Origin of the sequence: Streptomyces sp. NPDC048057 (assembly GCF_040653095.1) — a bacterium.
GTDB lineage: Bacteria > Actinomycetota > Actinomycetes > Streptomycetales > Streptomycetaceae > Streptomyces.
This window is the reverse complement of sequence record NZ_JBEZNF010000004.1, coordinates 35,860-57,558: the sequence shown is the minus strand read 5'-3', so window position 1 is coordinate 57,558 and position 21,699 is coordinate 35,860. Positions and strand designations below refer to the sequence as shown.

20 protein-coding genes, 2 tRNA genes and 1 riboswitch are annotated in these 21,699 nt (G+C 72.5%); of the genes, 14 read left to right on the top strand and 8 right to left on the bottom strand.

Annotated elements, in window-relative coordinates; all coding sequences use genetic code 11:
• The first annotated feature begins 81 nt into the window (after positions 1 to 81).
• From AB0E05_RS05560 to AB0E05_RS05535, 6 genes are all read left to right on the top strand, one after another.
• Entirely contained in the window at positions 82 to 2,295 is a 2,214-nt protein-coding gene (locus AB0E05_RS05560) for a DEAD/DEAH box helicase (RefSeq protein WP_361959248.1), read from the top strand.
• Between the two features lie 326 nt (positions 2,296 to 2,621).
• Positions 2,622 to 2,999 (top strand): hypothetical protein, encoded by a 378-nt coding sequence (locus AB0E05_RS05555; RefSeq protein ID WP_361959245.1) that lies wholly within the window; start codon positions 2,622 to 2,624, stop codon positions 2,997 to 2,999.
• Positions 2,936 to 3,316, top strand: a complete 381-nt coding sequence (locus AB0E05_RS05550; RefSeq protein WP_361959242.1) for a hypothetical protein — start codon at positions 2,936 to 2,938, stop codon at positions 3,314 to 3,316. The genes AB0E05_RS05555 and AB0E05_RS05550 overlap by 64 nt, the downstream gene beginning before the upstream one ends.
• 172 nt (positions 3,317 to 3,488) lie before the next feature.
• The gene (locus AB0E05_RS05545; RefSeq protein ID WP_361959239.1) at positions 3,489 to 4,121 is read left to right on the top strand and encodes a FlgD immunoglobulin-like domain containing protein; all 633 of its coding nucleotides are present in this window, start codon (positions 3,489 to 3,491) and stop codon (positions 4,119 to 4,121) included.
• Between the two features lie 135 nt (positions 4,122 to 4,256).
• Positions 4,257 to 4,329: transfer RNA gene (locus AB0E05_RS05540), tRNA-Lys, on the top strand.
• Between the two features lie 135 nt (positions 4,330 to 4,464).
• Entirely contained in the window at positions 4,465 to 4,734 is a 270-nt protein-coding gene (locus AB0E05_RS05535; RefSeq protein WP_361959236.1) for a hypothetical protein, read from the top strand.
• Between the two features lie 31 nt (positions 4,735 to 4,765).
• On the opposite strand, the gene AB0E05_RS05530 is transcribed toward AB0E05_RS05535, so the two are convergent.
• Positions 4,766 to 5,374, bottom strand: coding sequence for a choice-of-anchor C family protein (locus AB0E05_RS05530; RefSeq protein WP_361959233.1), 609 nt, complete (start codon positions 5,372 to 5,374; stop codon positions 4,766 to 4,768).
• A 494-nt stretch (positions 5,375 to 5,868) separates the two neighbouring features.
• Between AB0E05_RS05530 and AB0E05_RS05525 the strand changes: the two genes are divergently transcribed.
• Entirely contained in the window at positions 5,869 to 6,966 is a 1,098-nt protein-coding gene (locus AB0E05_RS05525; RefSeq protein WP_361959230.1) for a methyltransferase domain-containing protein, read from the top strand.
• Between the two features lie 137 nt (positions 6,967 to 7,103).
• Here the strand turns inward: AB0E05_RS05525 and AB0E05_RS05520 are convergent, their stop codons facing one another.
• The gene (locus AB0E05_RS05520; RefSeq protein WP_361959874.1) at positions 7,104 to 7,820 is read right to left on the bottom strand and encodes an HNH endonuclease family protein; all 717 of its coding nucleotides are present in this window, start codon (positions 7,818 to 7,820) and stop codon (positions 7,104 to 7,106) included.
• A 171-nt stretch (positions 7,821 to 7,991) separates the two neighbouring features.
• Here AB0E05_RS05520 and AB0E05_RS05515 point away from each other — a divergent pair, with 171 nt between their 5' ends.
• From AB0E05_RS05515 to AB0E05_RS05485, 7 genes are all read left to right on the top strand, one after another.
• Positions 7,992 to 8,231, top strand: a complete 240-nt coding sequence (locus AB0E05_RS05515) for a hypothetical protein (RefSeq protein ID WP_361959227.1) — start codon at positions 7,992 to 7,994, stop codon at positions 8,229 to 8,231.
• A gap of 222 nt (positions 8,232 to 8,453) precedes the next feature.
• Positions 8,454 to 8,864, top strand: a complete 411-nt coding sequence (locus tag AB0E05_RS05510; RefSeq protein ID WP_361959224.1) for a YciI family protein — start codon at positions 8,454 to 8,456, stop codon at positions 8,862 to 8,864.
• Between the two features lie 133 nt (positions 8,865 to 8,997).
• Entirely contained in the window at positions 8,998 to 10,239 is a 1,242-nt protein-coding gene (locus AB0E05_RS05505) for a sigma-70 family RNA polymerase sigma factor (RefSeq protein WP_361959222.1), read from the top strand.
• Positions 10,240 to 10,305: 66 nt separating this feature from the next.
• Positions 10,306 to 11,052 (top strand): MerR family transcriptional regulator, encoded by a 747-nt coding sequence (locus AB0E05_RS05500; protein ID WP_361959219.1) that lies wholly within the window; start codon positions 10,306 to 10,308, stop codon positions 11,050 to 11,052.
• 75 nt (positions 11,053 to 11,127) lie between these two features.
• Positions 11,128 to 11,201: transfer RNA gene (locus AB0E05_RS05495), tRNA-Met, on the top strand.
• A gap of 155 nt (positions 11,202 to 11,356) precedes the next feature.
• Positions 11,357 to 12,454: a PP2C family protein-serine/threonine phosphatase gene (locus AB0E05_RS05490; RefSeq protein WP_361959216.1), complete on the top strand. Its 1,098-nt coding sequence runs from the start codon at positions 11,357 to 11,359 to the stop codon at positions 12,452 to 12,454.
• A 286-nt stretch (positions 12,455 to 12,740) separates the two neighbouring features.
• Positions 12,741 to 12,886, top strand: a riboswitch (cyclic di-AMP (ydaO/yuaA leader).
• Positions 12,887 to 12,897: 11 nt separating this feature from the next.
• Positions 12,898 to 13,890 (top strand): M23 family metallopeptidase, encoded by a 993-nt coding sequence (locus AB0E05_RS05485; RefSeq protein WP_361959213.1) that lies wholly within the window; start codon positions 12,898 to 12,900, stop codon positions 13,888 to 13,890.
• A 249-nt stretch (positions 13,891 to 14,139) separates the two neighbouring features.
• Here AB0E05_RS05485 and AB0E05_RS05480 read toward each other — a convergent pair whose 3' ends face one another.
• From AB0E05_RS05480 to AB0E05_RS05455, 6 genes are all read right to left on the bottom strand, one after another.
• Positions 14,140 to 15,459, bottom strand: coding sequence for a PrsW family intramembrane metalloprotease (locus AB0E05_RS05480; protein WP_361959210.1), 1,320 nt, complete (start codon positions 15,457 to 15,459; stop codon positions 14,140 to 14,142).
• 83 nt (positions 15,460 to 15,542) lie between these two features.
• Entirely contained in the window at positions 15,543 to 16,385 is an 843-nt protein-coding gene (gene trmB / locus AB0E05_RS05475) for a tRNA (guanosine(46)-N7)-methyltransferase TrmB (RefSeq protein ID WP_361959207.1), read from the bottom strand.
• 291 nt (positions 16,386 to 16,676) lie between these two features.
• Positions 16,677 to 17,906: an L-2-hydroxyglutarate oxidase gene (lhgO, locus tag AB0E05_RS05470; protein ID WP_361959871.1), complete on the bottom strand. Its 1,230-nt coding sequence runs from the start codon at positions 17,904 to 17,906 to the stop codon at positions 16,677 to 16,679.
• A 562-nt stretch (positions 17,907 to 18,468) separates the two neighbouring features.
• Positions 18,469 to 19,602: an Mrp/NBP35 family ATP-binding protein gene (locus AB0E05_RS05465; protein WP_361959204.1), complete on the bottom strand. Its 1,134-nt coding sequence runs from the start codon at positions 19,600 to 19,602 to the stop codon at positions 18,469 to 18,471.
• Between the two features lie 42 nt (positions 19,603 to 19,644).
• Positions 19,645 to 20,244 carry a DUF1003 domain-containing protein gene (locus tag AB0E05_RS05460; RefSeq protein ID WP_361959201.1) on the bottom strand — a complete coding sequence of 200 codons (600 nt, stop codon included), beginning with the start codon at positions 20,242 to 20,244 and terminating at the stop codon, positions 19,645 to 19,647.
• Entirely contained in the window at positions 20,241 to 21,530 is a 1,290-nt protein-coding gene (locus AB0E05_RS05455) for a CBS domain-containing protein (RefSeq protein ID WP_361959198.1), read from the bottom strand. Before AB0E05_RS05455 ends, AB0E05_RS05460 begins: the two co-directional genes overlap by 4 nt.
• Positions 21,531 to 21,699 lie beyond the last annotated feature (169 nt).

Below are 21,699 nucleotides of genomic sequence, written 5' to 3'. Positions count from 1 at the left end.
GCTGACCGCATCGAGGCGGTCGAATTGTGACATCACGGAGTTTGGGCGCGTGCCGAGACTCCGGAAGGTTTCGCATTTCGCATGTCCACTTTCAGCACTGAGCACGCCGCCATGCCCGCCGAGGGCGCTGGCGAGACCGAGGGTCCCGTGACCCTGGAGACGATCGGGGCCGCTGAGGCTGCCGAGCCCGTTGAGGGCACGGAGACGGTCGAGGCCGTTCAGGTCGCGGAGGCCGTCGAGACCCCCGAGGTCGCCGACGTCGCGGTCTCCGACGAGTCCGACGCGGACGCCGACGAGGCTTCCGACGCCCCCGAGACCACCTTCGCCGACCTCGGCCTCCCCGAGGGCATCGTCCGCAAGCTGGCGCAGAACGGCGTCACCGTCCCGTTCCCGATCCAGGCCGCGACCATCCCGGACGCCCTGGCCGGCAAGGACATCCTGGGCCGTGGCCGCACCGGCTCCGGCAAGACCCTCTCCTTCGGCCTCCCGCTGCTGGCCTCGCTCGCCGACGGCCGCACGGAGAAGAAGAAGCCCCGCGGCGTCATCCTCACCCCCACCCGTGAGCTCGCGATGCAGGTCGCGGACGCCCTCCAGCCGTACGGCGACGTCCTCGGCCTGAAGATGAAGGTCGTCTGCGGCGGCACCTCGATGGGCAACCAGATCTACGCCCTGGAGCGCGGCGTCGACATCCTCGTCGCCACCCCGGGCCGACTGCGCGACGTCATCAACCGCGGCGCCTGCTCGCTGGACCAGGTGCAGGTCGCGATCCTCGACGAGGCCGACCAGATGTCCGACCTGGGCTTCCTGCCCGAGGTCACCGAGCTGCTCGACCAGGTGCCCGCCGGCGGTCAGCGGATGCTCTTCTCCGCGACGATGGAGAACGAGATCACCACGCTGGTCAAGCGCTACCTGAACGACCCGGTCAGCCACGAGGTCGACAGCGCCCAGGGCAACGTCACGACCATGACCCACCACGTCCTCGTCGTGAAGCCGAAGGACAAGGCCCCGGTCACGGCCGCGATCGCCGCCCGCAAGGGCCGCACCATCATCTTCGTCCGCACCCAGCTGGGCGCGGACCGGGTCGCCGAGCAGCTGCGTGAGTCGGGCGTGAAGTCGGACGCCCTGCACGGCGGCATGACGCAGGGCGCGCGCACCCGCACGCTGTCGGACTTCAAGGACGGTTACGTGAACGTCCTCGTCGCCACCGACGTCGCCGCCCGCGGCATCCACGTCGACGGCATCGACCTGGTCCTGAACGTGGACCCGGCCGGCGACCACAAGGACTACCTGCACCGCTCGGGCCGCACCGCCCGCGCGGGCCGCTCCGGCACCGTCGTCTCGCTGTCGCTGCCGCACCAGCGCCGCCAGATCTTCCGGCTGATGGAGGACGCGGGCGTGGAGGCGTCGCGGCACATCGTGGGCGGCGCGGGCGCGTTCGACCCCGAGGTCGCCGAGATCACCGGTGCCCGGTCGCTGACCGAGGTCCAGGCGGACTCCGCGAACAACGCGGCCAAGCAGGCCGAGCGCGAGGTCGCCGACCTCACCCGCCAGCTGGAGCGCGTCCAGCGGCGCGCCGGTGAGCTGCGCGAGGAGGCGGACCGCCTGGTGGCCCGTGCCGCGCGCGAGCGCGGTGAGGACCCGGAGGCCGCGGTCGCCGAGGTCGCCGAGGCCGCGGGTGCGGAGCTGGAGGCCGCTGTGGAGGCGGCGACGGCCGCGGAGCGCCGCGAGGAGCGCCGTGACGAGCGGGGCGGTCACGACCGCGACCGCCGTGACGACCGCGGCAACTTCGAGCGGCGGGGTCGCTCGTACGACCGTCGTGACGACCGCCGTGATGACCGTCGGGACGACCGTGGTGGTTTCCGTCGTGATGACCGTCGTGACGAGCGTTCGTTCGGTCGCGACCGTCGGGACGACCGTCCCTCCGGTGGCTTCCGCCGCGACGACCGTCGTGACGACCGCCGTGATGACCGTCGGGACGACCGTGGTGGTTTCCGTCGTGATGACCGTCGTGACGAGCGTTCGTTCGGCCGTGACCGTCGGGACGACCGTCCCTCCGGTGGCTTCCGCCGCGACGACCGTCCGTCCGGTGGCTTCCGCCGCGACGACCGCCCGAGCGGTCACCGCGGCAGCGACCGCCCGTTCAACCGCGACCGTCGCGACGACCGCCCCTCGGGCGGCGGTTACCGCTCCGGCTCGTCGGACCGCCCGTACGGCCGTCGCGACGACCACCGCAGCAGCAACTCCGCTCCGTACGGCCGCCGCGACGACAAGCCGCGCTGGAAGCGCAACGGCTGACGCCTGACGGCTGACGTCCGCGCCGCCGAACCCCCGCAGGGCCCGCACCTCCACCCGAGGCGCGGGCCCTGCGCCGTTCGCAACCCTGTACGATCTCGCCCGTCTGGGGCGGGAGTTGGATCCTGCAACGTCCACGAAGCGGCGCCCGTGCCGCTGCTCCCAGCCACACGGCACATGTCGCGGGTCCGCCGCCGCACGCGCGGTGGCGCCGTCGGCCGCCTCCGACGCGGTCGTACCGCCGCAGGCGCGCTACCTGCCGCGGGAGGACACCCTCCTGGAGGCGGACGCCACCGGCTACCTCCACAAACGGGAGGGCCACCGCCCCGGTGACCACCACGATCCCGCGGCCGACCGGACCCGAGCGGTCCCACGGCGGTTTCGCCGTCGTCGGTGACCGGCTCCTGATCAGCAGGGACGTCGAGAAGTCCCCGGGGCCGGGAGGCGAGAAGTACGTGCCGGGCGGCGGGCTGTACGCGATCCCGATCGGCGGCTCCCAGCAGCACCAACTGCTGCGCTACTCCGACACGAACCTCGCCACCGCGCCCGACGGCAGCGTGCTCGTGGTCGGCGGCAGCCGGGCGGGGACTGGGCCGTACGCCGCGTCACCGTCGGCGCGGACGGCAAGCCGCAGCTCACCAAGGTGCGCGACGTGCCCTTCGTCCCGGCCCAGCTCCAGGGGCTGGCGCTGGGCGGCGGCGTGCTGAGCTACGCGGTCCACTCGGACGCCGCACAGTTGCCCTCGCTCTACGACCACGACGTGTCCTTCGCCGGGGCGCCCGCGGTGGGCGAACGTCGGCTCCGCCACACCCAGCCGTCGAATTTCCACGGCGGGGTGCACGCCCTCGGTGACAGCCGTACGGGCTTCACCAGCAGCGTGGGCATGTACGTCCCGAACGCCGACAAGAGCCTGTCCGTCGTCAGGTTGCCGGTGGCCAGGAAGTGGTGCAGACCACGGGCCGCTACTCGATCGTCCGCTCCCGTGAGGGGTCGTGGCGGCAGCACGTCGGCGACGTCCGCATGAACTCCGACGACAACGTGCTGATGAACTGGGGCACCGTCGCGAGCCTCTGGGGCGGCCAGATCTGGAAGCCGGGGCACACGGTCGGCACCATCGCCCGTACGACTTCGCCCCCAAGCGCACCACGAGGGACTTCCACCTGGACTCGGGCTGCACCCCGGACCGGCTCCAGGCCGTGGGCCGCTGGGTGTACTGGAGTTGCGGCTCGGGCGCCGCGGCCAAGGCGGGAGTGTGGGACCACAAGGTCCGCAAGAGCATCCCCGTCCCGACGAACGGCTCGGCCCGCCTCGGCGACGGCTTCGTCGTGCGCGAGGCGGACGGCAAGCTGCTGCTGACCGACTTCCACCGGGGCGCGGGCGGCGCGGTGGCGACGCGCGACTTCGCCGCCGTGCCCGCGGGCGGGAAGTGGACGGTGGACAAGTTCGGCGGGGACGTCGCCTTCACCGACGCGGAGGGGGCGATCCGCATCCGCCCGGTGAACGTGCCCCGCTCCCCGATCACGATCGTCGAGGGCGTCGCCGACACCACCGACACCGGCGACGGCGCGTGGAACGCGCGCTGGCAGCTCAGCCGACCCCCGGCGTCCTGGACCGTCACCGTGAAGGACACGTCGGGCAAGACCGTACGGACCCTGACGTCCACCGCCCGCTCCGGCGCGCAGCTCGAAGCTGTCTGGGACGTCAAGGACTCCGCGGGCAGGAAGGCCCCGGCCGGTTCCTACACCTGGACCCTCACCGCGACCCCGCCCGACTCCCCGACCCCCGCCGTGCTGCGCACGGGCAAGGTCACCGTCTCGGCCGCTCGTTGACCTGTCCGCGGGGGCACGCCACCACCCGGCCCGCCCCGCGGTCCCGCCGCTGATCACGCGCCGATCGACACAGAGATCGGATACCCGATCGGTGCACGCGCCCGCTCCGGCTATGCTCAGGTGTGGCGTGGCCGCGGGCCGTTAGCTCAATTGGCAGAGCAGCGGACTTTTAATCCGTAGGTTGTGGGTTCGAGTCCCACACGGCCCACCGCAAGTGGCCAGGGGCGTATGCCTCGTGAGCTGCGGGGAAGTGCCCCACCCGGTTCCGACCGGGTGGGGCACTTCCGCGTTCGCGGCGGGTCCGCCTTGCTCAGAAAATCGAACACGTTATCTAATTCAAGCCATGAGCAGGCACCTCTTTCCCGCTGACCTCCTGGAGACCCAGATCGCTTGGTACGTCGTGTACGGGCAGCTCGCCGGTGCGTCCTCGGCGTACGGCGCGGCCGCCCATCGGCGGCGGCTGCTCCAGTTGTCGTCCCGGATCGCCGGGCATCCGTACTGGCTGAGTCCGGCCGGGACGCCGGCGGCGCGGGTGGCGTTGAAGGAGGCGGCGCGGGAGCTCGCGGGCGTGGGCGGCGGTGCCGGCGGGGCCTGGCGTGGAAGCCCCCGCTGACGGGCGTCAGCGGGGGCTTGTGTGGGGCGGGTCAGCAGCTGGTCGAACAGGAGCAGCAGTTGGCCCGGACGCGGACGTCGTCGATGACCGGGCCCCACGCGCCGGACATGGTGCTGGCGAAGGCCAGTGTGGAGGTGGTTCCGGTGGCCACGAAGGTGAACTGACGGTTCACGTAGCCCATGTTGGTGGCGCTCTTGCCGGTGGTGTCGAAGGAGAAGTCCTGGAAGTTCTGGCCGTCGACGAGGGCGCGGCCCGTCTTCAGGATCGACAGGTGGGCGGGGGAGATGTTGCCGGCCAGAGCGTACGAGACGGTGTACGTCGTGCCGGGCACGGTCGTGAAGGTCTGGGAGACCGTCCCGGCCGAGGTGCCGTTCAGGTCGACGGACTGGTCGCCCTCGGCGGCGCCCCAGTACCCCTTGCCGATCAGGTCGACCGTGCCGCCGGTGACCTGCCAGGGGCCCAGGGGCTGGCCCGCGGAGTACGTCGTGAACGCGTTGGCGGGCGCCGTGGGGTACTCGAAGCTGCCGTCGTCGAAACGGCTGACGGCCGCCGCGTGCGCCGGGGTCGTCAGGGCCGCGCCGACGCCGGCGAGCAGGGCGGCCGAGGCGACGGCGGCGGTGCAAGCGCGCAGGAGTTTCATGGGGGCCTCCGTGGTTCTCCGGGAATTCGTGCGGAGCCGGGCTGGCTCAGCGGGTTGAATTTCCCGTTAATCGGTCCGGAGGCCAAGCCTGATGTGGCGGCGCATGATGGTGTTGCCGAGGGGATCAGAGCCTCTGTGCGCCTGTTTAGTCGGCGCTCTGCCCCTGACTGCGCCGCCGTCATCGCTCCTGGTGGGGAGGGGTGCGGCGGCGAGTTCACTTGCGCATTTAATTATATGCGGAGTTGAGAAAACGATACTCCGCTCGGATGTGCGTAAGGAATGGCATGGGTATTCGGTTGAAGAATGCGGCCCCGCCGCGCGGGGGGATCGCGGCGGAGCCTGGACCGCTTCTTAAGGACCGGAAGCGGCCCTGACCGGCTGCTGCCCCGGGTGTGCGTCGGCATGCGCCCTGAAAGCGACTTGATCACGCCAATTCGCGGCGCAATTCCCTCCGTAGTACGTGCCGCGTAGTACGCGCTACGTAACATCGCGCCATGCGTACTCATGACGCCCAGACGCTTGTGCTCTCCGCCCTCGCCGACGGGCCCCTGCACGGCTACGCCATCAACGCGGCCATCGAGAAGCTCGCCGGAGACCGCCTCGGCGCCGGCAGCCTCTACGGGGCGCTCGCCCGTCTGGAGGCCAAGCGCTTCGTGGAAGCGCTGGAGGGGGAGGGGCGCCAGCGGCCCTTCCGGCTGACCGGGCGGGGGCGGCAGGAGTTGGCGCTCCAGGCGAAGTCCATGGCCCGGGTCAGCGAGCACGTCTTCGAGTCGATCCCGCCCGACGACGTCCACTACCTCGACCGGGTGGCCGCGTCCGACACCGGCCGCTCGTACAAGCGCGTGGTGCTGCACGCGCTGGGGGCGCGGCCGGGCCACACCGTGCTCGACCTCGGCTGCGGTCCCGGTACGGACCTCGGCACGCTCGCCGACGCGGTCGGTCCCGCGGGCGCGGTCGTCGGCGTCGACGCCAGCCGGGAGATGGTCGAGCGGGCACGGGGGCGTGCGGGCGAACGTACCGAAGGGGCTGAAGGGGCTGAGGCGTCTGGCGGGTCTGAAGGGGCGGCGGGCGTCCGGGTGTTGCTGGGCGACGTCCACCGGTTGCCGCTGGCGGACGCGAGCGTCGACCGGGCGCGTACGGACCGGGTGCTCCAACACGTGACGGACCCCGCGCAGGTGCTCGCGGAGGCGCGACGCGTCCTGCGGCCGGGCGGGCGGCTGGTGATGGCGGAGCCCGACTGGGACTCGCTGGTGGTCGACTACCCCGACCTCCACGTCGCCCGCGCGTACACGCGGCACATCACGGACCGGATCGTCCGCAACGGCGTCATCGGGCGGGAGCTGCCGCGGCTCGCGGAGGAGGCGGGGTTCGAGGTGCCGATGGTGGTGCCGGTGACGTCGGTCTTCCGCGACGTCGGCGCGGCGGACGTGGTGTTGGGGCTGGAGCGGAACACGCGGCGGGCGGTCGTCGCGGGGTACTTCGGGGAGGAAGAGGGGCGGGCGTGGCTCAGCGCGCTCGGGGGTGCGGGGCGGTTCTTCGCGGCGGTGACGCTGTACGTGGTGGTGGCGCAGTCCCCTGCGGTGGCGGTTTGAGCGGGGCGGCGCCGGTGTCCGCGGGCCGGTGGGTGGCTGCTCGCGCAGTTCCGCCCCCGGTGCCCGCGGGCACGGGGGATCCCCGCGCCCTTGGCGGCTCCCGCCCTGCGGGCGCGGGGACGACAGCGGCGTCGGGGCTACGAGGCCGGTTCGAAGGTGACGCGGGTGGACGGGCAGCCGGCGGCGAGTTGGTAGAGCCTGCGCTGTTCGTCCTCGTCGATGGACAGGGCCCAGCGGAGCTTGGTGGCGAGCCATTCGGAGGTGTAGCGGCACAGGGCGTCCGCGGACGGGGGGAGCCATTGCGCGGGATCCTGGTCCGCCTTGGAGCGGTTGGACTTGGCGGTGACGGCGACGAGGGAGGACGCCTGGCCCTGGTCGTTGGCGTACGCCTCGCGGCGCGCCGCGGTCCAGCCGTACGCGCCGGAGTCCCACGCCTCGGCGAGCGGGACCATGTGGTCGATGTCGAGTGCGGACGCCGAGTCCACCACGGTGTCGTCGTAGTACGACCACCAGGAGCCGCCGCTCAGGGCGCAGCGGGCGCCGACCGTGGGGGCTTCGACGGCCTCCGCGATGAGGACCTCGTTGCGGGTGTTGCAGCCGTCGGGCTTGAGGCCCGCGTTCCAGTGCTTGAACGCGTCGCGCGTGTAGCCGGTCCGGCTCTCGGTCGCGACGGGCAGCCGGCCCACGGCCACGGCGAGGGACAGGGTCTCGGCCACGCGCGCGGAGGGCGCGGCTGCGGAAGGCGCCGCGGCACGAGCCGACGCGGCTTCAGGCGCCGCAGCGGCCGGGGCCGTTGCCGCGACGAGGGGGAGAAGGGCGAGTGCGGTGGTCACGGTGACGCGTGTCAGGTTGATGATCACATCAATCTGACTACGCGGCCTTCGCCCTTCTGCGGTGCTATGAATCGACTTGCTGGGCCGGACGGGCGTACCCGTTCACCCTGGAAACGTTTCAGCGCCCCGGGTCACTCCTCCGCACCGCCCCCACCCCCGTGACCCGCCCCCCTCCGCGGGCGTTCTCCCGGCATGACCAAGACCAAGCGCATCCTCGCCGCCGTCGCCCTCGCCGCCGGCGCCTCCGCCCTCTCCGTCTCCGGTGCGAGCGCGACCGGGCACGTCGACGGGCAGACCGCCACCGACGCCACCTCCCTGAGCCAGCTCGACCAGCTCGGCGAGCTGAACCAGCTCAACCAGCTGATGGAGGTCCCGAACCAGCTCGCCCCGCTGCTCGACCCCGTCACCCAGCTCGTCGGCGCCGTCCAGTAAGACCGCCCGCAAGAACCTCACGAAAGAACCAGCCAGCACCGTCCCGTTAGAAACCGCAGGTCACAGCGGATACGGCACCCGCACGCCCGCCGCTCGGAAAAAAATCCCAGAAAGTTTCCCGGGCCGTGTAGAGAACCCGTCACCGGCTCCGACGTCTCTTGTGAGAGTTGCCCACCGGGGGCAGCCGAAGGGGAAGAACCCCCGCGTCACAAGGAGCGAACCATGAAGTACTTGGTGATGATCCAGGGCAACCAGGCCGCGCACGAGGCCATGACGGGCAAGGCGTCGCCCGGCTACCCCGCGTGGAGCGAGCAGGACATGCAGGCCATGTTCAGCCACATGGGCGCCCTCAACGACGACCTCGCCGAGAGCGGCGAGCTCCTCGACGGCAACGGACTCGCGGAGCCGGCCAAGACCCGTCACGTCCTGGCGGGCAAGGACGGCAAGCCCGTGATCACGGACGGTCCGTACGGCGAGACGAAGGAAGTCCTCGCGGGCTACTGGGTGCTCGACTGCGCAAGCCTGGAGCGGGTGACCGAGATCGCCGCCCGCGCCGCGGCCTGTCCCGTCCCTGAGGGCACCATCTGCTCGCCCCTCGTCATCCGGCCCATCATGGAGGCCCCGGAAGCCTGACCGCACTGCACTGCACTGCACTGCACTGCACCGCACCGCACGGCGCTGCACCGCACCGCCGGAAGCCACCCGGTCCGCCGCCCGGACGTCGCACGGCTGACCGCTGTCGGTGGCCTGTGATACGTACGACCACATGAGCAACACGCGTCGTACGCCCACGATCGAGGACCTGCTGCGCCATCACGCGCCGCAGGTCCTCGGTGCGTTGGTGCGCCGTTACGGGCACTTCGACCTGGCCGAGGACTCCGTCCAGGAAGCGTTGCTCGCCGCCGCCCAGCAGTGGCCCGCCACCGGCACTCCGGACAATCCGCGCGGCTGGCTGATCAAGGTCGCCTCCCGCCGGCTGACGGACCTGCTGCGCAGCGAGGAGGCCCGGCGCCGCCGGGAGGAGAGCGCCGCGCAGCTCGCCCCGCGCGACTCCTTCACCGCACCGGCGCCCGGCGACGACCGCGCCCCCAGCGAGGACGACACCCTCACCCTGCTCTTCCTGTGCTGCCACCCCGATCTGACGCCGGCCGCGCAGATCGCCCTGACGCTGCGCGCCGTCGGCGGACTGACCACCGCGGAGATCGCCCGTGCGCACCTGGTGCCCGAGGCGACGATGGCCCAGCGCATCAGCCGGGCGAAGCTGAAGGTGAAGGAGGCGCCGTTCCGGCCGCCCGGGCCCGCCGACCGGGACCAGCGGCTGGCCGCCGTGCTCCAGGTGCTGTACCTGATCTTCAACGAGGGGTACACGGCGACGTCGGGCGCCCGGCTGCACCGCTCCGACCTGGCGCACGAGGCGATCCGGCTGACCCGGCGCATACGGCTGCTGCTGCCCCGCGAGGGCGCGGTCACCGGGCTCCTCGCGCTGATGCTGCTCACCGAGGCCCGTGCCGCGGCCCGTACCGGGCCCGACGGCGAGATCGTCCCGCTCGACGAACAGGACCGCACGCTCTGGGACCGGGACGCCGTCGCCGAGGGCACCGAGCTGGTCGAGGAGGCGCTGGCACAGGGCCCGGCCGGGGTGTACCAGCTCCAGGCGGCCGTCGCCGCGCTCCACGACGAGGCGGCCAGCGCGGACGACACGGACTGGCCGCAGATCCTCGCGCTGTACAACCTGCTGGTGGAGATCGCGCCCGAGCCGATGGCGGAGCTGGGACGCGCGGTGGCGGTGGCGATGGTGCGCGGGCCCGAGGCCGGGCTCGCCGAGGTCGACCGGCTGGCGGACCGGCTCAGCGGACACCACCGGCTGGACGCGGTCCGCGCCCATCTGCTGGAGCGCTCGGGGGACGTGGCCGGCGCGCGCGAGGCGTACCGACGGGCGGCCGGGCTGACCCTCAGCGCACCCGAGGCGCGCTACCTCCGGATGCGCGCCGACCGGCTCGTCCCCTGACGCCCGCCTTGCCCGGGTTCTTTGCCGGTTGACCTTTACGCAACGTCAAGTTCTACCGTTCACGTCATGGAGTGGTCGATCCAAGAGGTCGCCCGACGCGCCGGCACGACGAGCCGCACCCTGCGGCACTACGGCGACATCGGGCTGCTGGAGCCGTGCCGGGTCGGTGCCAACGGCTACCGCTACTACGGCGCCGAGGAGCTGGTGCGCCTCCAGCGCATCCTGCTCCTGCGCGAGCTGGGGCTCGGGCTGCCCGCCATCGCCGAGGTGCTGGCGGGGCAGCGGGACACGGCCGCCGCGCTCCGCGCCCACCTCGGGCTGCTGGAGCTGGAGCGGAAGCGCATCGGGCGGCAGATCGCCTCGGTGCGAACCACCCTGCACAAGACCGAACGAGGGGAGGAACCGATGGCTGAGGACGTGCTCGACGGCTTCGACCACACGCAGTACGAGCAGGAGGTGACCGAACGCTGGGGCGCGGACGCCTGGGAGCGCAGCGACCGCACCTGGCGTTCGCTGAGTGAAGGGGAACGCCGGGACCACCAGCGCGCCCACGACGAGATCGCCCGGGACTACGGGCGGGCCCTCGGGGACGGGCACCCGGCCGACGGCGAGGTGGCGCAGGAGGTCACCCGGCGGATGTACGCCTGGCAGTCCCTGATGGGCGCCCCGTCGAAGGCGCACTTCGCCGGGCTCGGCGAGATGTACGTCGCCGATCCGCGCTTCGGGCGCCACTACGACCGGCACGGCGAGGGGACGGCGGTCTTCGTGCGGGACGCGATGGCGGCGTACGCGGAGCGGAACCTCACCGACTGAGACCCCCGTGATCATCGACTGAGCCCCAGGTGGTCGCGAGCACTGCTCCGGATGGCGTAGAGTTGTGTTCACCGACGCGGGGTGGAGCAGCTCGGTAGCTCGCTGGGCTCATAACCCAGAGGTCGCAGGTTCAAATCCTGTCCCCGCTACTGAAGGCCACGGCCCGGCACTCGATTCGAGTGCCGGGCCGTGGTCGTTCTCCCGTTCTCCCGCCCGCCCGGGCTCCACGGGCGTCCCCCGACCGGCCCAGCCGGCTCGCCGTCCGTGCCCGCCGCACCGAGGCTGAGGGGGGAGGAGAGCACCCGTGGCGGAGGAAGAGCAGCGGAACAACTTCGGTGCCCGGCGCTTCGCGCGGATGCTGCCGGCGCTGATGATCATCGTCGGGGTGGTCTACGACCTCTCGACCCCGGGGAAGTTCACGGCGGTGCCGATGTTCACCGCCGCCCCGCTGATCGCCGCCCCGTTCTTCTCCTGGGCCGTCACGCTGGCGACCGGCGCCTTCGCCGTGCTGACCGAGCTGGCCCTGGACGTCTACAACCACTCGCTCGGGCAGACCCAGGCGTACACCGAGCTGACCACCGTCTTCACCGTCTCGGTGCTCGCGCTCTTCATCAACCGGGTCGTCGCGCGCAGCAACGAGCGGCTGGCCTCCGCCCGGGTGATTGCCGAGACCGCGCAGCGCGCCGTGCTGCCCACCCCCGCCGAGGAGATCGGCGGGCTGCGGATCGCGGCCCGGTACGAGGCGGCGCTCGCGGACGCGTTCATCGGGGGCGACCTCTTCGCGGTGCAGGACACCCCGCACGGGGTGCGGCTGGTGGTCGGGGACGTACGGGGCAAGGGGCTCGGCGCGGTGGAGGCGGTGGCCGTGCTGATCGGCTCGTTCCGCGAGGCGGCCGAGCAGGAGAGCGCCCTGGAGGGGGTGGCGGAGCGGCTGGAGCGGGCGCTGACCCGGGAGGCGGGGCGGCGGGGCGAGGCCGACGTGGACGCCTTCGAGGGGTTCGCCACCGCGGTCATCGCGGAGATCCCGCACGGCCTCGGGGTCGTACGGCTGGTGAACCGCGGGCACCCGGAGCCGCTGCTGCTGCGCGGCGACGGAGGGTTGGGGCGGCTGGCGCCGGGGGAGCCGGCGCTGCCGATCGGAATGCAGTCGCTGGGGGAGTGGCCGGACCGGGTGGACGAGCACCCGATGCCGCCGGGGGCGACGCTGCTGCTCTACACGGACGGCCTGTCGGAGGCGCGGGACGCGTCCGGAGCCTTCTATGAGCCGGGCAGCCGGCTCGTCGGGCGCGCCTTCCCGGGCCCGGGGGAGCTGTTGGACGCGCTCATCGACGACGTCCGCCGGCACACCGGGGGCGGCTCCACGGACGACATGGCGCTGCTGGCGGTCACCCGGCCCGCCTAGGGCCTGATCCGTAGGAGAGACCCCAGCTCCCGCCGACGGTCCACGCAGCGTAGTCGAACGACTGCTCGGAGCACGCCATCTGACGTACTGTCAGGGCCATGGCAGGGTCGAGGTGCGGGTTAAACCTCGTTCGGGCCGCTCAAGTCGCCCGAATCCGGCCGCTTGTGTCCCGGTTGGTTCCGCGATCTTCGTTAACGATCATGGGGACCGGCTTGGAATCCGGTCCGGGTGTCTATTAACGTTCGATAACGCAGCGCGGTCGTCCCAGTCGCCGTCAGGGCGACGCCGTGCGCACGCGCCGAATCCCGCAAGGGAACCGGGGAACCACCTCTTGGGGTGAATCGGATGCTTCGCAGCCTGCGAAGCGTTCCGTAGGAGACCTTCCTGCTCCGAACCCGTCAGCTAACCCGGTAGGCGAGAAGGAAGGAAAGGAGTACGCCTCAGTGGCGTCCAACAGCCCTGCCCCGGAAGCTCCTGCCGGGTCCTCCAGGACCGGTGCCTTCAGCGAAAACGGGGCCGAGCGCTCGTACGGCGAGTGGAACCCCAGCGCGGACACGGTCGGCTCCTCGCGCGGTCGCCACCGCGTCCTGCGCCAGCAGCGCAGGGCCTTCGCCCGTAGCTCCACCGTCCTCGGCGTCGGTGTGATCGCCGCGGTCGGCGCGGGTGGCATCGCCACCGCCCAGAACAAGCCCCCGGTCGCCATCTCCCTCCCCGACGGTCTCGGGGGCGGCGACGGCAAGGACGATGACGGTAACGAGCCGTCCACCGAAGGCTCCAGCGAGCTGATGGCCATGGGCGCCACCGCCGAAGGCGGCGCCGGCGAGGCCCTGCGCTCCAGGATCCTCCAGCAGGCCGAGCAGCAGCAGGCCCAGGCCGAGGCCGCGAAGCAGGCCGCCGCCGACAAGGCCGCGAAGGAGAAGGCCGAGGCGGAGGCGCGCGCGAAGGCCAAGGCGAAGGCCGAGGCCGAGAAGAAGAAGGCCGAGGCGGAGGCCAAGGCCAAGGCGGAGGAGGAGCGCAAGGCGAAGCTCGCGAAGATGTTCGCGCTGCCGCTCTCCTCGTACAGCATCTCGGCGACGTACGGCCAGTCCGGTTCGATGTGGTCCTCCGGCCAGCACACCGGCCTCGACTTCGTCGCCTCGGCGGGCACCCCTCTGAAGGCCGTGGGCGCCGGTACGGTCAAGTTCGCCGGCTGGTCCGGCCCGGCGTACGGCTACCAGGTCATCCTGGAGCTGAACGACGGCACCGAGATCATGTACGCCCACATGCAGACGGTCGGCGTGAGCGCGGGCCAGAAGGTCGTCGCGGGCGACGGCGTCGGGCGCGTGGGCGCGACCGGCAACGTCTCCGGTGCGCACCTGCACATGGAGGTCAAGACCCCGGGCGGTGCCACCATCAACCCGGCGTCCTGGCTGCAGAGCAAGAACCTCAACGTCTGAGCAGCGAGTCCCGGGCCCTGAGCTTTTGGCCCGACGACGGCTGCGACGAGCGGGCGCCGGCTTCCTCGCACTGCTGAGTTCCCTGAGCTCTTCCGGCTCTTGGGCATGGGGCGCGCTCGTGCGCCCTCAGCCGGCTGCCGGCCGTGCTCGTACGCCGTCCCCGAAATCGCCGATGGCCCTGGTGTCACCCCCCGACGCCAGGGCCGTCGGTCTTTTCCGCCGGATCTTGGCCAGCGATACGTCCCCGCGTCACACGCGGTACGGGTTGTAGCCCTCGTAGTCCCGGTACGGCGGGGGCACCCGGACCGCGCCCGTCGCCCGGGCCGCGTACGTCAGCGCCGGGCTCGCCACCTCCTTGCGCCGCCACATGTGGTGCAGCAACTCCTGCTCCCGTGCGACGAAGTCAGGGTCGACCGCGCCGCGCTGCGCCCGGTGGCGGAGGAAGGCGAGCGAGGTCGCGAAGCGCTGGTACTCCGCCACCGCGTGCGCCGCCGCGGACCCCTGCGTACGCCGGGCGAAGTCACGGGCCGCGGTGCGCGCCCGCATGGAGGCCAGCGCGGAGGGCTCGGCGGACGCCAGCCAGCCGGCCGCCGCGTACGCCGGCAGCGCCGTGGAGACCGTGCGCAACTCCCGCTGCCGGGACCAGATCGTCAACCACGTCAGCAGGCCGAAGGCCGGGACCATGAACAGCGCGTACACCGCGTAGAAGCCGAACGGGCCGAGCATCGACGCCGAACCGTTCCACAGCGCGTGCACGCCCATGGCGAGGACGAGCCCCAGCAGCGGCAGGGCGGTGCGGCGGAACCTGCGCCGGCGGGCCGCCAGCGCGGCCAGCCCGAAACCGATGCCCGTGAGCACCGTGAACAGCGGGTGCGCGAACGGCGACATGACGATCCGTACGAAGAAGGTCGCCGCCGTCATCGACTCGAAGCCCTCCGAGCCCGTCGACTGGTCGTCGTCGAAGGCCCGGCCGAGGTAGAGGATGTTCTCGGTGAAGGCGAAGCCGGTCGCGGTGAAGCCGGCGACCACGACGCCGTCGACCAGGCCCGTGAAGTCCCGTCTGCGGAAGAAGAAGAGCAGGAAGACGGCCGCGGCCTTGGCGCTCTCCTCGACGACCGGGGCCACCACCGTCGCGCCGAGCGTGTCCGCGCTGGAGGGGTCGGCGGTGGCGGTGGCTATCCAACGGGCCGCGAAGGTGTTCGCCGTGAGCGACACCAGGGCGGCGGCGAACGCGCCCCAGGCGAATGCGAAGACGAGGTGGCGCCAAGGGCCCGGCTCGACCCGGTCCAGCCAGCGGAACGCGGCGAGCAGCAGTGGAACGGGCAGGGTGGCCAGCCCCAGGCCGACGAGGAAGCCCCGGGTGCCCGTCTGCTCCCGCACCAGCGCGAGGATCACCAGGCCGCACAGCGCCAGCAGGGTGATCAGCACCCCGACGCGGATCGCCCTGCTGCGCCACAGCTGCGAGGCGCGACGGGGCTTGTAGCGCCAGTGGGAGCGCTCGGGCAGCGCGTCGAACACCGGCTGCGCCTGCTGGGGCGCGGACCGGGGAGGGGGCGGCGGCTCGGACACCCGACGACCCTAACGAGGACCAGTGACAGTCGGCGAGGCGGAATCGGTTTCCGTGGCCGCGGACCGGCCCGGTGACGGCCCCGTCAGGACGATGTGGGGGCGGCCTGCTGCTGGGGGACGCCTTCGGGACCGGAACCGGCGGGGGGCGCCACGCGCCGGAAGAGGAGGTCCCGTACGACGTGTCCCTTGTCCAGCCCCTGCCCCTCGAAGCGGGTACGGGGCCGGAAGTCGGGCCGCGGCGCGAAGCCGCCGTCGGCGCACGCGTTCTCGAAGTCCGGGTGCGCCGAGAGCACCTCCAGCATCTGCTCCGCGTACGGCTCCCAGTCCGTGGCGCAGTGCAGCACCGCGCCCGGCCTCAGACAGCGCGCGGCCAGCGTCAGGAACTCGGGCTGGATCAGCCGGCGCTTGTGGTGGCGCTTCTTCGGCCAGGGGTCGGGGAAGTACACCCGCATCCCGTCGAGCGCGCCCGGCGCGAGCTGCTCGCGCAGCAGGATGATCGCGTCGCCGTTGGCGACCCGGACGTTCGTCAGGCCGTTCCGCTCGGCGAGGGCCAGCAGATTGCCCTGGCCGGGGGTGTGCACGTCGACGGCGAGGATGCCGGTGCGGGGGTCGGCCGCGGCCATCCGGGCGGTGGCCTCGCCCATCCCGAAGCCGATCTCCAGGACGACGGGCAGCCCGTCGAACATCTCGGCGAGGTCGAGCACCCGCCGCCCGTCGATGTCCAGCCCCCAGGCGCCCCACAGCCGCCGCAGCGCGTCCTCCTGCCCGGTGGTCACCCGGCTCCGCCGCGGCTGGAAACTCCGGATCCGCCGCTCGTGGTGCGATCCGGCGGGGTCGGCGGCGGGCCCGCCGGGGAAACGCGGCTCGCCCCGGTCCCGGCTGGGAGCGGAGGCTTCTTCTGGGGTGTGATGACGCAGCTTCGACACAATGCGCCCATTCTACGGTTGCGCCTCCGGCTCCGGCTCCGCTCCTGGGGCCGCGTCTGCGCCATGCCGGCCGCGGTCCTCGGGCGCCTGCGCCCCGGTGGCGGGTTGCTCGCGCAGTTCCGCCCCTGTGCCCTGCGGGCACGGGGGTACCCCCAGCGCCCCTGATGTGCTGGCCCCGTCTTTCGTCTGCGGGGCACGGACAGGGGGTTTAGGGGCGCGGGGAACTGCGCGGGCAACCACAGACGAGCCGCAGGCGCTGGAACACCGCAGCTGGCATGGCGCAGACAGGCCCTAGAGGTGGGCGCGGGCGCGGGAGGCGATCGCGCGGCCGATGGGGAGGCTCGCCGTCGCCGCAGGCGAAGGCGCGTTCAGGACGTGCACCACCCGGCTCGTCTCGTGGATCAGGAAGTCGTCCACCAGCGCCCCGTCCCGCCCGACCGCCTGGGCCCGCACCCCTGCCGGCACCCGCCGCAGACCGTCCTCCTCCGCCGCCGGCAACAGCTCCCGCACCGCCGTCGTGAACGCCCGCTTCGACAGGGAGCGCCGCAGCTCGCCCGCCCCGTACCGCCAGTGCCGGCGGGCTATGCGCCAGCTGCCGGGCCAGGCCAGGGTGGACGCCAGCTCGCGCGGGTGCACGACGTTCCATCCGTACCCTTCGCGGGCGAGCGCCGGCACCGCGTTCGGGCCGACGTGGACGTGGTCGTCGAGGCCGCGGGTGAGATGGACGCCCAGGAACGGGAACGCCGGGTCCGGCACCGGATACACCAGGCCCCGCACCAGCGAGGGGTCCGCCAGCTCGTAGTACTCACCGCGGAAGGGGACGATCCGCACGCCGGGGTCGTCCCCGGTCAGCCGGGCCAGCCGGTCGCTGTGCAGCCCCGCGCAGTTCACCATCGCGCGGGCCCGGACGACCGCGCCGGACGCGGTGCGCACCGCGACGCCCCAGGGCCGCCGGTCCACCGCGACGACCTCCTCGCCGCACCGGACCTCAGCGCCGGCCGCCTGCGCGGCCTCGCCCAGCGCCCGGGCGACCGCGGCGAAGTCGCACACGCCCGTCGTGCCGACGTGGATCGCGGCGAGGCCGCGCACCTGCGGCTCGTACTCCGTGATCTGCGCAGGCCCCAGCTCGCGCACCGGGATGCCGTTCTTCCGGCCGCGCTGGACCAGGGCGTGCAGCCGGGGCAGCTCGTCGCGCCGGGTGGCGACGATCAGCTTGCCGGTGACCCGGTGGGGCAGGCCGTGCTCCGCGCAGAACTTCACCATCTCGGCCGCGCCGCGCGTCGCGTACCGCGCCTTGAGCGAGCCGGGACGGTAGTAGATCCCGCTGTGGATCACGCCGCTGTTCCGGCCGGTCTGGTGGCGCGCCGGGGCCGGCTCCTTCTCCAGGACGACGACGCGGGTGCCGGGCGTCGAGCGCGTCAGGGCGTACGCCGTCGACAGGCCGACGATCCCGCCGCCGACCACGAGCACGTCGCAGTCGAAGCCGGTCCGGGTCCCCCCGGTCCGCCCCGCCCCAGACATCGCCGTCACCGCGCCACCTCCCACCCCGATGGTGCACCCCACCACTGACAGTGCCGCCGGTGCGGCGGACCGAGTGCACCCGTAGGTCCTGTCTGGAGTTCCCCCGCGGCGTCGCGACGCTCGGCACCGCCGCCTCCGGCGTTGTCGTCACTCGCCGACACTCCGCGTCGGCTCCCTCCTCCGCCTTGGATTCGACGGCACCAGTCGCCGCTCCTTCTCCCGCGCTGGAACTCCAGACAGGACCTAGGTCCTGTCTTACGGATCTTGCTGGGCTCGCGTGCCCTGGTGCCGCTCCCCCTGGGCCTTCGGCCCGGGAGGTGCCCCCACGCCGCGTTGTCGTCGGTCGCCGACGGCCCCCTGTGCCCTGCGGGCACGGTGGTACCCCCACCGCATTGGCTCTCCCCCTGGGCCTAGCGGCCCGGGTGGGGGCGCCCCCACGCGTAGCCGTGGGGGAGTACCCCCATCCTCCGCCTTGAGATCCACGGCACCAGACCCCTCCCCCTACGCCCGGAGGGCGTGGGGGCACCCCCACCCTGATCCAGCCTGATCCGTAAGACAGGCCCTAGAACTTGTTGCGGGGCGTGATGCCGAGGCTCAGGCCCGCCAGGCCGCGCTGCCGGCCGCCGAGCTTCCCCGCGATCGAGCGCAGCGCCGCGCCCGCCGGCGACTCCGGGTCGCTGAGGACGACCGGCCGGCCCTCGTCGCCACCCTCCCGCAGCCGTACGTCGATCGGGATGGAGCCCAGCACCGGCACGTTCGCCCCGGTCGTCTTCGTCAGACCCTCGGCGACCTTCTGGCCGCCGCCGGTGCCGAACACGTCGACCATCTCGTCGCAGTGCGGGCAGGGCAGCCCGGACATGTTCTCCACCACGCCGACGATCTTCTGGTGGGTCTGCACGGCGATGGAGCCGGCGCGCTCCGCGACCTCCGCCGCGGCCTGCTGCGGGGTGGTGACGACCAGGATCTCCGCGTTCGGCACGAGCTGGGCGACGGAGATGGCGATGTCGCCGGTGCCCGGCGGCAGGTCGAGCAGCAGGACGTCCAGGTCGCCCCAGTAGACGTCGGCGAGGAACTGCTGGAGCGCGCGGTGCAGCATCGGGCCGCGCCACACCACCGGGGTGTTCCCCGGGGTGAACATGCCGATGGAGATCACCTTCACGCCGTGTGCCGACGGCGGCATGATCATGTTCTCGACCTGGGTGGGACTGCCGTCCGCGCCCAGCATCCGGGGCACCGAGTGACCGTAGATGTCGGCGTCCACCACGCCGACCTTCAGCCCGTCCGCGGCCATCGCCGCGGCCAGGTTCACGGTCACGGACGACTTGCCGACCCCGCCCTTGCCGGAGGCGACCGCGTACACCCTGGTCAGCGAGCCGGGCTGGGCGAAGGGGACCTCGCGCTCGGCGGTGGTGCCGCGCAGGGCCGTCGCCAGCTCGCGCCGCTGTTCGTCGCTCATCACGTCCAGCGTCACGTCCACGCGACTGACGCCGTCGAGCCGGGCGACCGCGTCCGTGACGTTCTTGGTGATCGTCTCGCGCATGGGGCAGCCGGAGACCGTGAGGTACACCGTGACGGCGACCGCGCCGTCCGCCCCGACCTCGACCGATTTCACCATGCCGAGTTCGGTGATCGGTCGGTTGATCTCGGGGTCGTTCACCGTCGCCAGTGCTTCGAGCACCGCGTCTTCCGTAGCCATACGGAGATGGTACGGCGCGGGCTCCCGCCTCAGGAAAGGCCGTCAGCGGTCGCCTTCGTCACGCTCCGGAGCGGCCTCGCCCGGGAATAGGGCCGTCCGCTCGTCCAGCTCGCGCAACTCCCCGGGGTCGCGCACCAGGTCCTGGAGCTCCGAGCGGATCCAGTCGCGGGTGGCGACCTCGCCCAGGCCCATCCGCAGCGACGCGATCTCCCGCGTCAGGTACTCGGTGTCCGCGATGGAGCGCTCGTTCTGCTCGCGGTCCTGCTCGTAGGTGACCCGGTCCCGCTGGTCCTGGCGGTTCTGCGCCAGCAGGATCAGCGGCGCGGCGTACGACGCCTGGAGCGACAGCATCAGGGTCAGGAAGATGAACGGATACGGGTCGAAGCGCAGCTCGGCGGGGGCGGCGATGTTCCACACCACCCACAGGATGATCACCGCGGTCATCCAGACGATGAACCGCCCCGTGCCCAGGAAGCGCGCGATCCGCTCCGTCAGCCGGCCGAACGCCTCCGGGTCGTACTCCGGCAGCACCGTGCGCCGCGGCACCTGCGGCAGGTCGAGGCGGGCGCGGGCGCGCGCCGGGGGCCGCTCCTTCTGGTCCCCGCGGTCGCGGTCGACGGACTGCCCGAAGTCGCCGCTCACGACCCGCCCGCCCGTCGGGCGTCGTCGTGCAGGGCGGACTCCTCGAACTCCGTCTCCCGCCAGTCCTCCGGCAGCAGGTGGTCGAGCACGTCGTCCACCGTCACCGCGCCCAGCAGCGATCCGCTCTCGTCGACGACCGGCGCGGCGACCATGTTGTACGCGGCGAGGTAACTGGTCACCGCGGGCAGCGGGGTGTCCGGCGCGAGCGGCGGCAGGTCCGAGTCGACGACCGAACTGACCAGGGTGTACGGGGGGTCCCGCAGCAGCCGCTGGAAGTGCGCCGTGCCCAGGTACTTCCCCGTCGGCGTCTCGTCCGGCGGCCGGCACACGTACACCTGCGCCGCCAGCGCCGGCGACAGGTCCTCCTGGCGCACCCGGGCGAGCGCGTCCGCGACCGTGGCGTCCGGGCGCAGCACGATCGGCTCCGTCGTCATCAGACCGCCCGCGGTGCGCTCCTCGTACGACAGCAGCCGGCGCACGTCCGCCGCGTCGTCCGGCTGCATCAGCCGCAGCAGCCGCTCCTTGTCGTCCTCCGGCAGCTCGGAGAGCAGGTCGGCCGCGTCGTCCGGGTCCATCGCCTCCAGGACGTCCGCGGCGCGCTCCTGGTGGAGCTTGCCCAGGATCTCGATCTGGTCGTCCTCCGGCAGCTCCTCCAGCACGTCCGCCAGCCGGTCGTCGTCGAGGGCCGCCGCGACCTCGCTGCGGCGCTTGGGGGAGAGGTGGTGCAGCACGTTGGCGAGGTCGGCGGGGCGCATCCGTTCGAAGGTGGCGACCAGGTTCTCCGCGCCCTGCGCCTCCTCCTCCAGCCGGAACCCGCTCACCGCGGACCACTCCACCGTCAGCGTCTCGCCCTTGCGGCGCAGCGCACCGCCCCGGCCGCGGCGCACGAAGACCCGGTCGATCTCCCACTCCCGGCGCGCCGGCAGCCGCTGCACCGACACGTCGAGGACGGTCACCTCCTCGTCGTTCTCCACCAGGTGCACCCGGCGGTCCAGCAGCTCGCCGAGGACCAGGCGTTCGGTGGGGCGCTGCTCGAAGCGGCGGACGTTCACCACGCCGGTGGTGATGACCTGGCCGGACTCGATGCCGGTCACCCGGGTCATCGGCAGGAAGATCCGGCGCCGGGTCAGCACCTCCACCACCATGCCGAGGAGCCGGGGCGGCCGGCGGCCCACCCGGAGCATGACGACGAGGTCGCGGACCCGGCCGACCTGGTCGCCGTTGGGGTCGAACACGGGCACGCCGGCGAGGTGGGAGACGAAGATGCGGGGGGTGCTCGCCGCCATGCCGCCCCCTTTCCCTGTTTTCGGGGTTTTCAGGCTAGCCCGTACCGTTTCGCTCCGCTGTTGTTGGGCGTCCGTATGGCTGTGCACGGCTGCTGCCGAAGCGCACGCGCGACACGGGTACGCTGCGCTCTGCACCCCCCATTACCAGCAGTACTCCAGCAGCAATGCG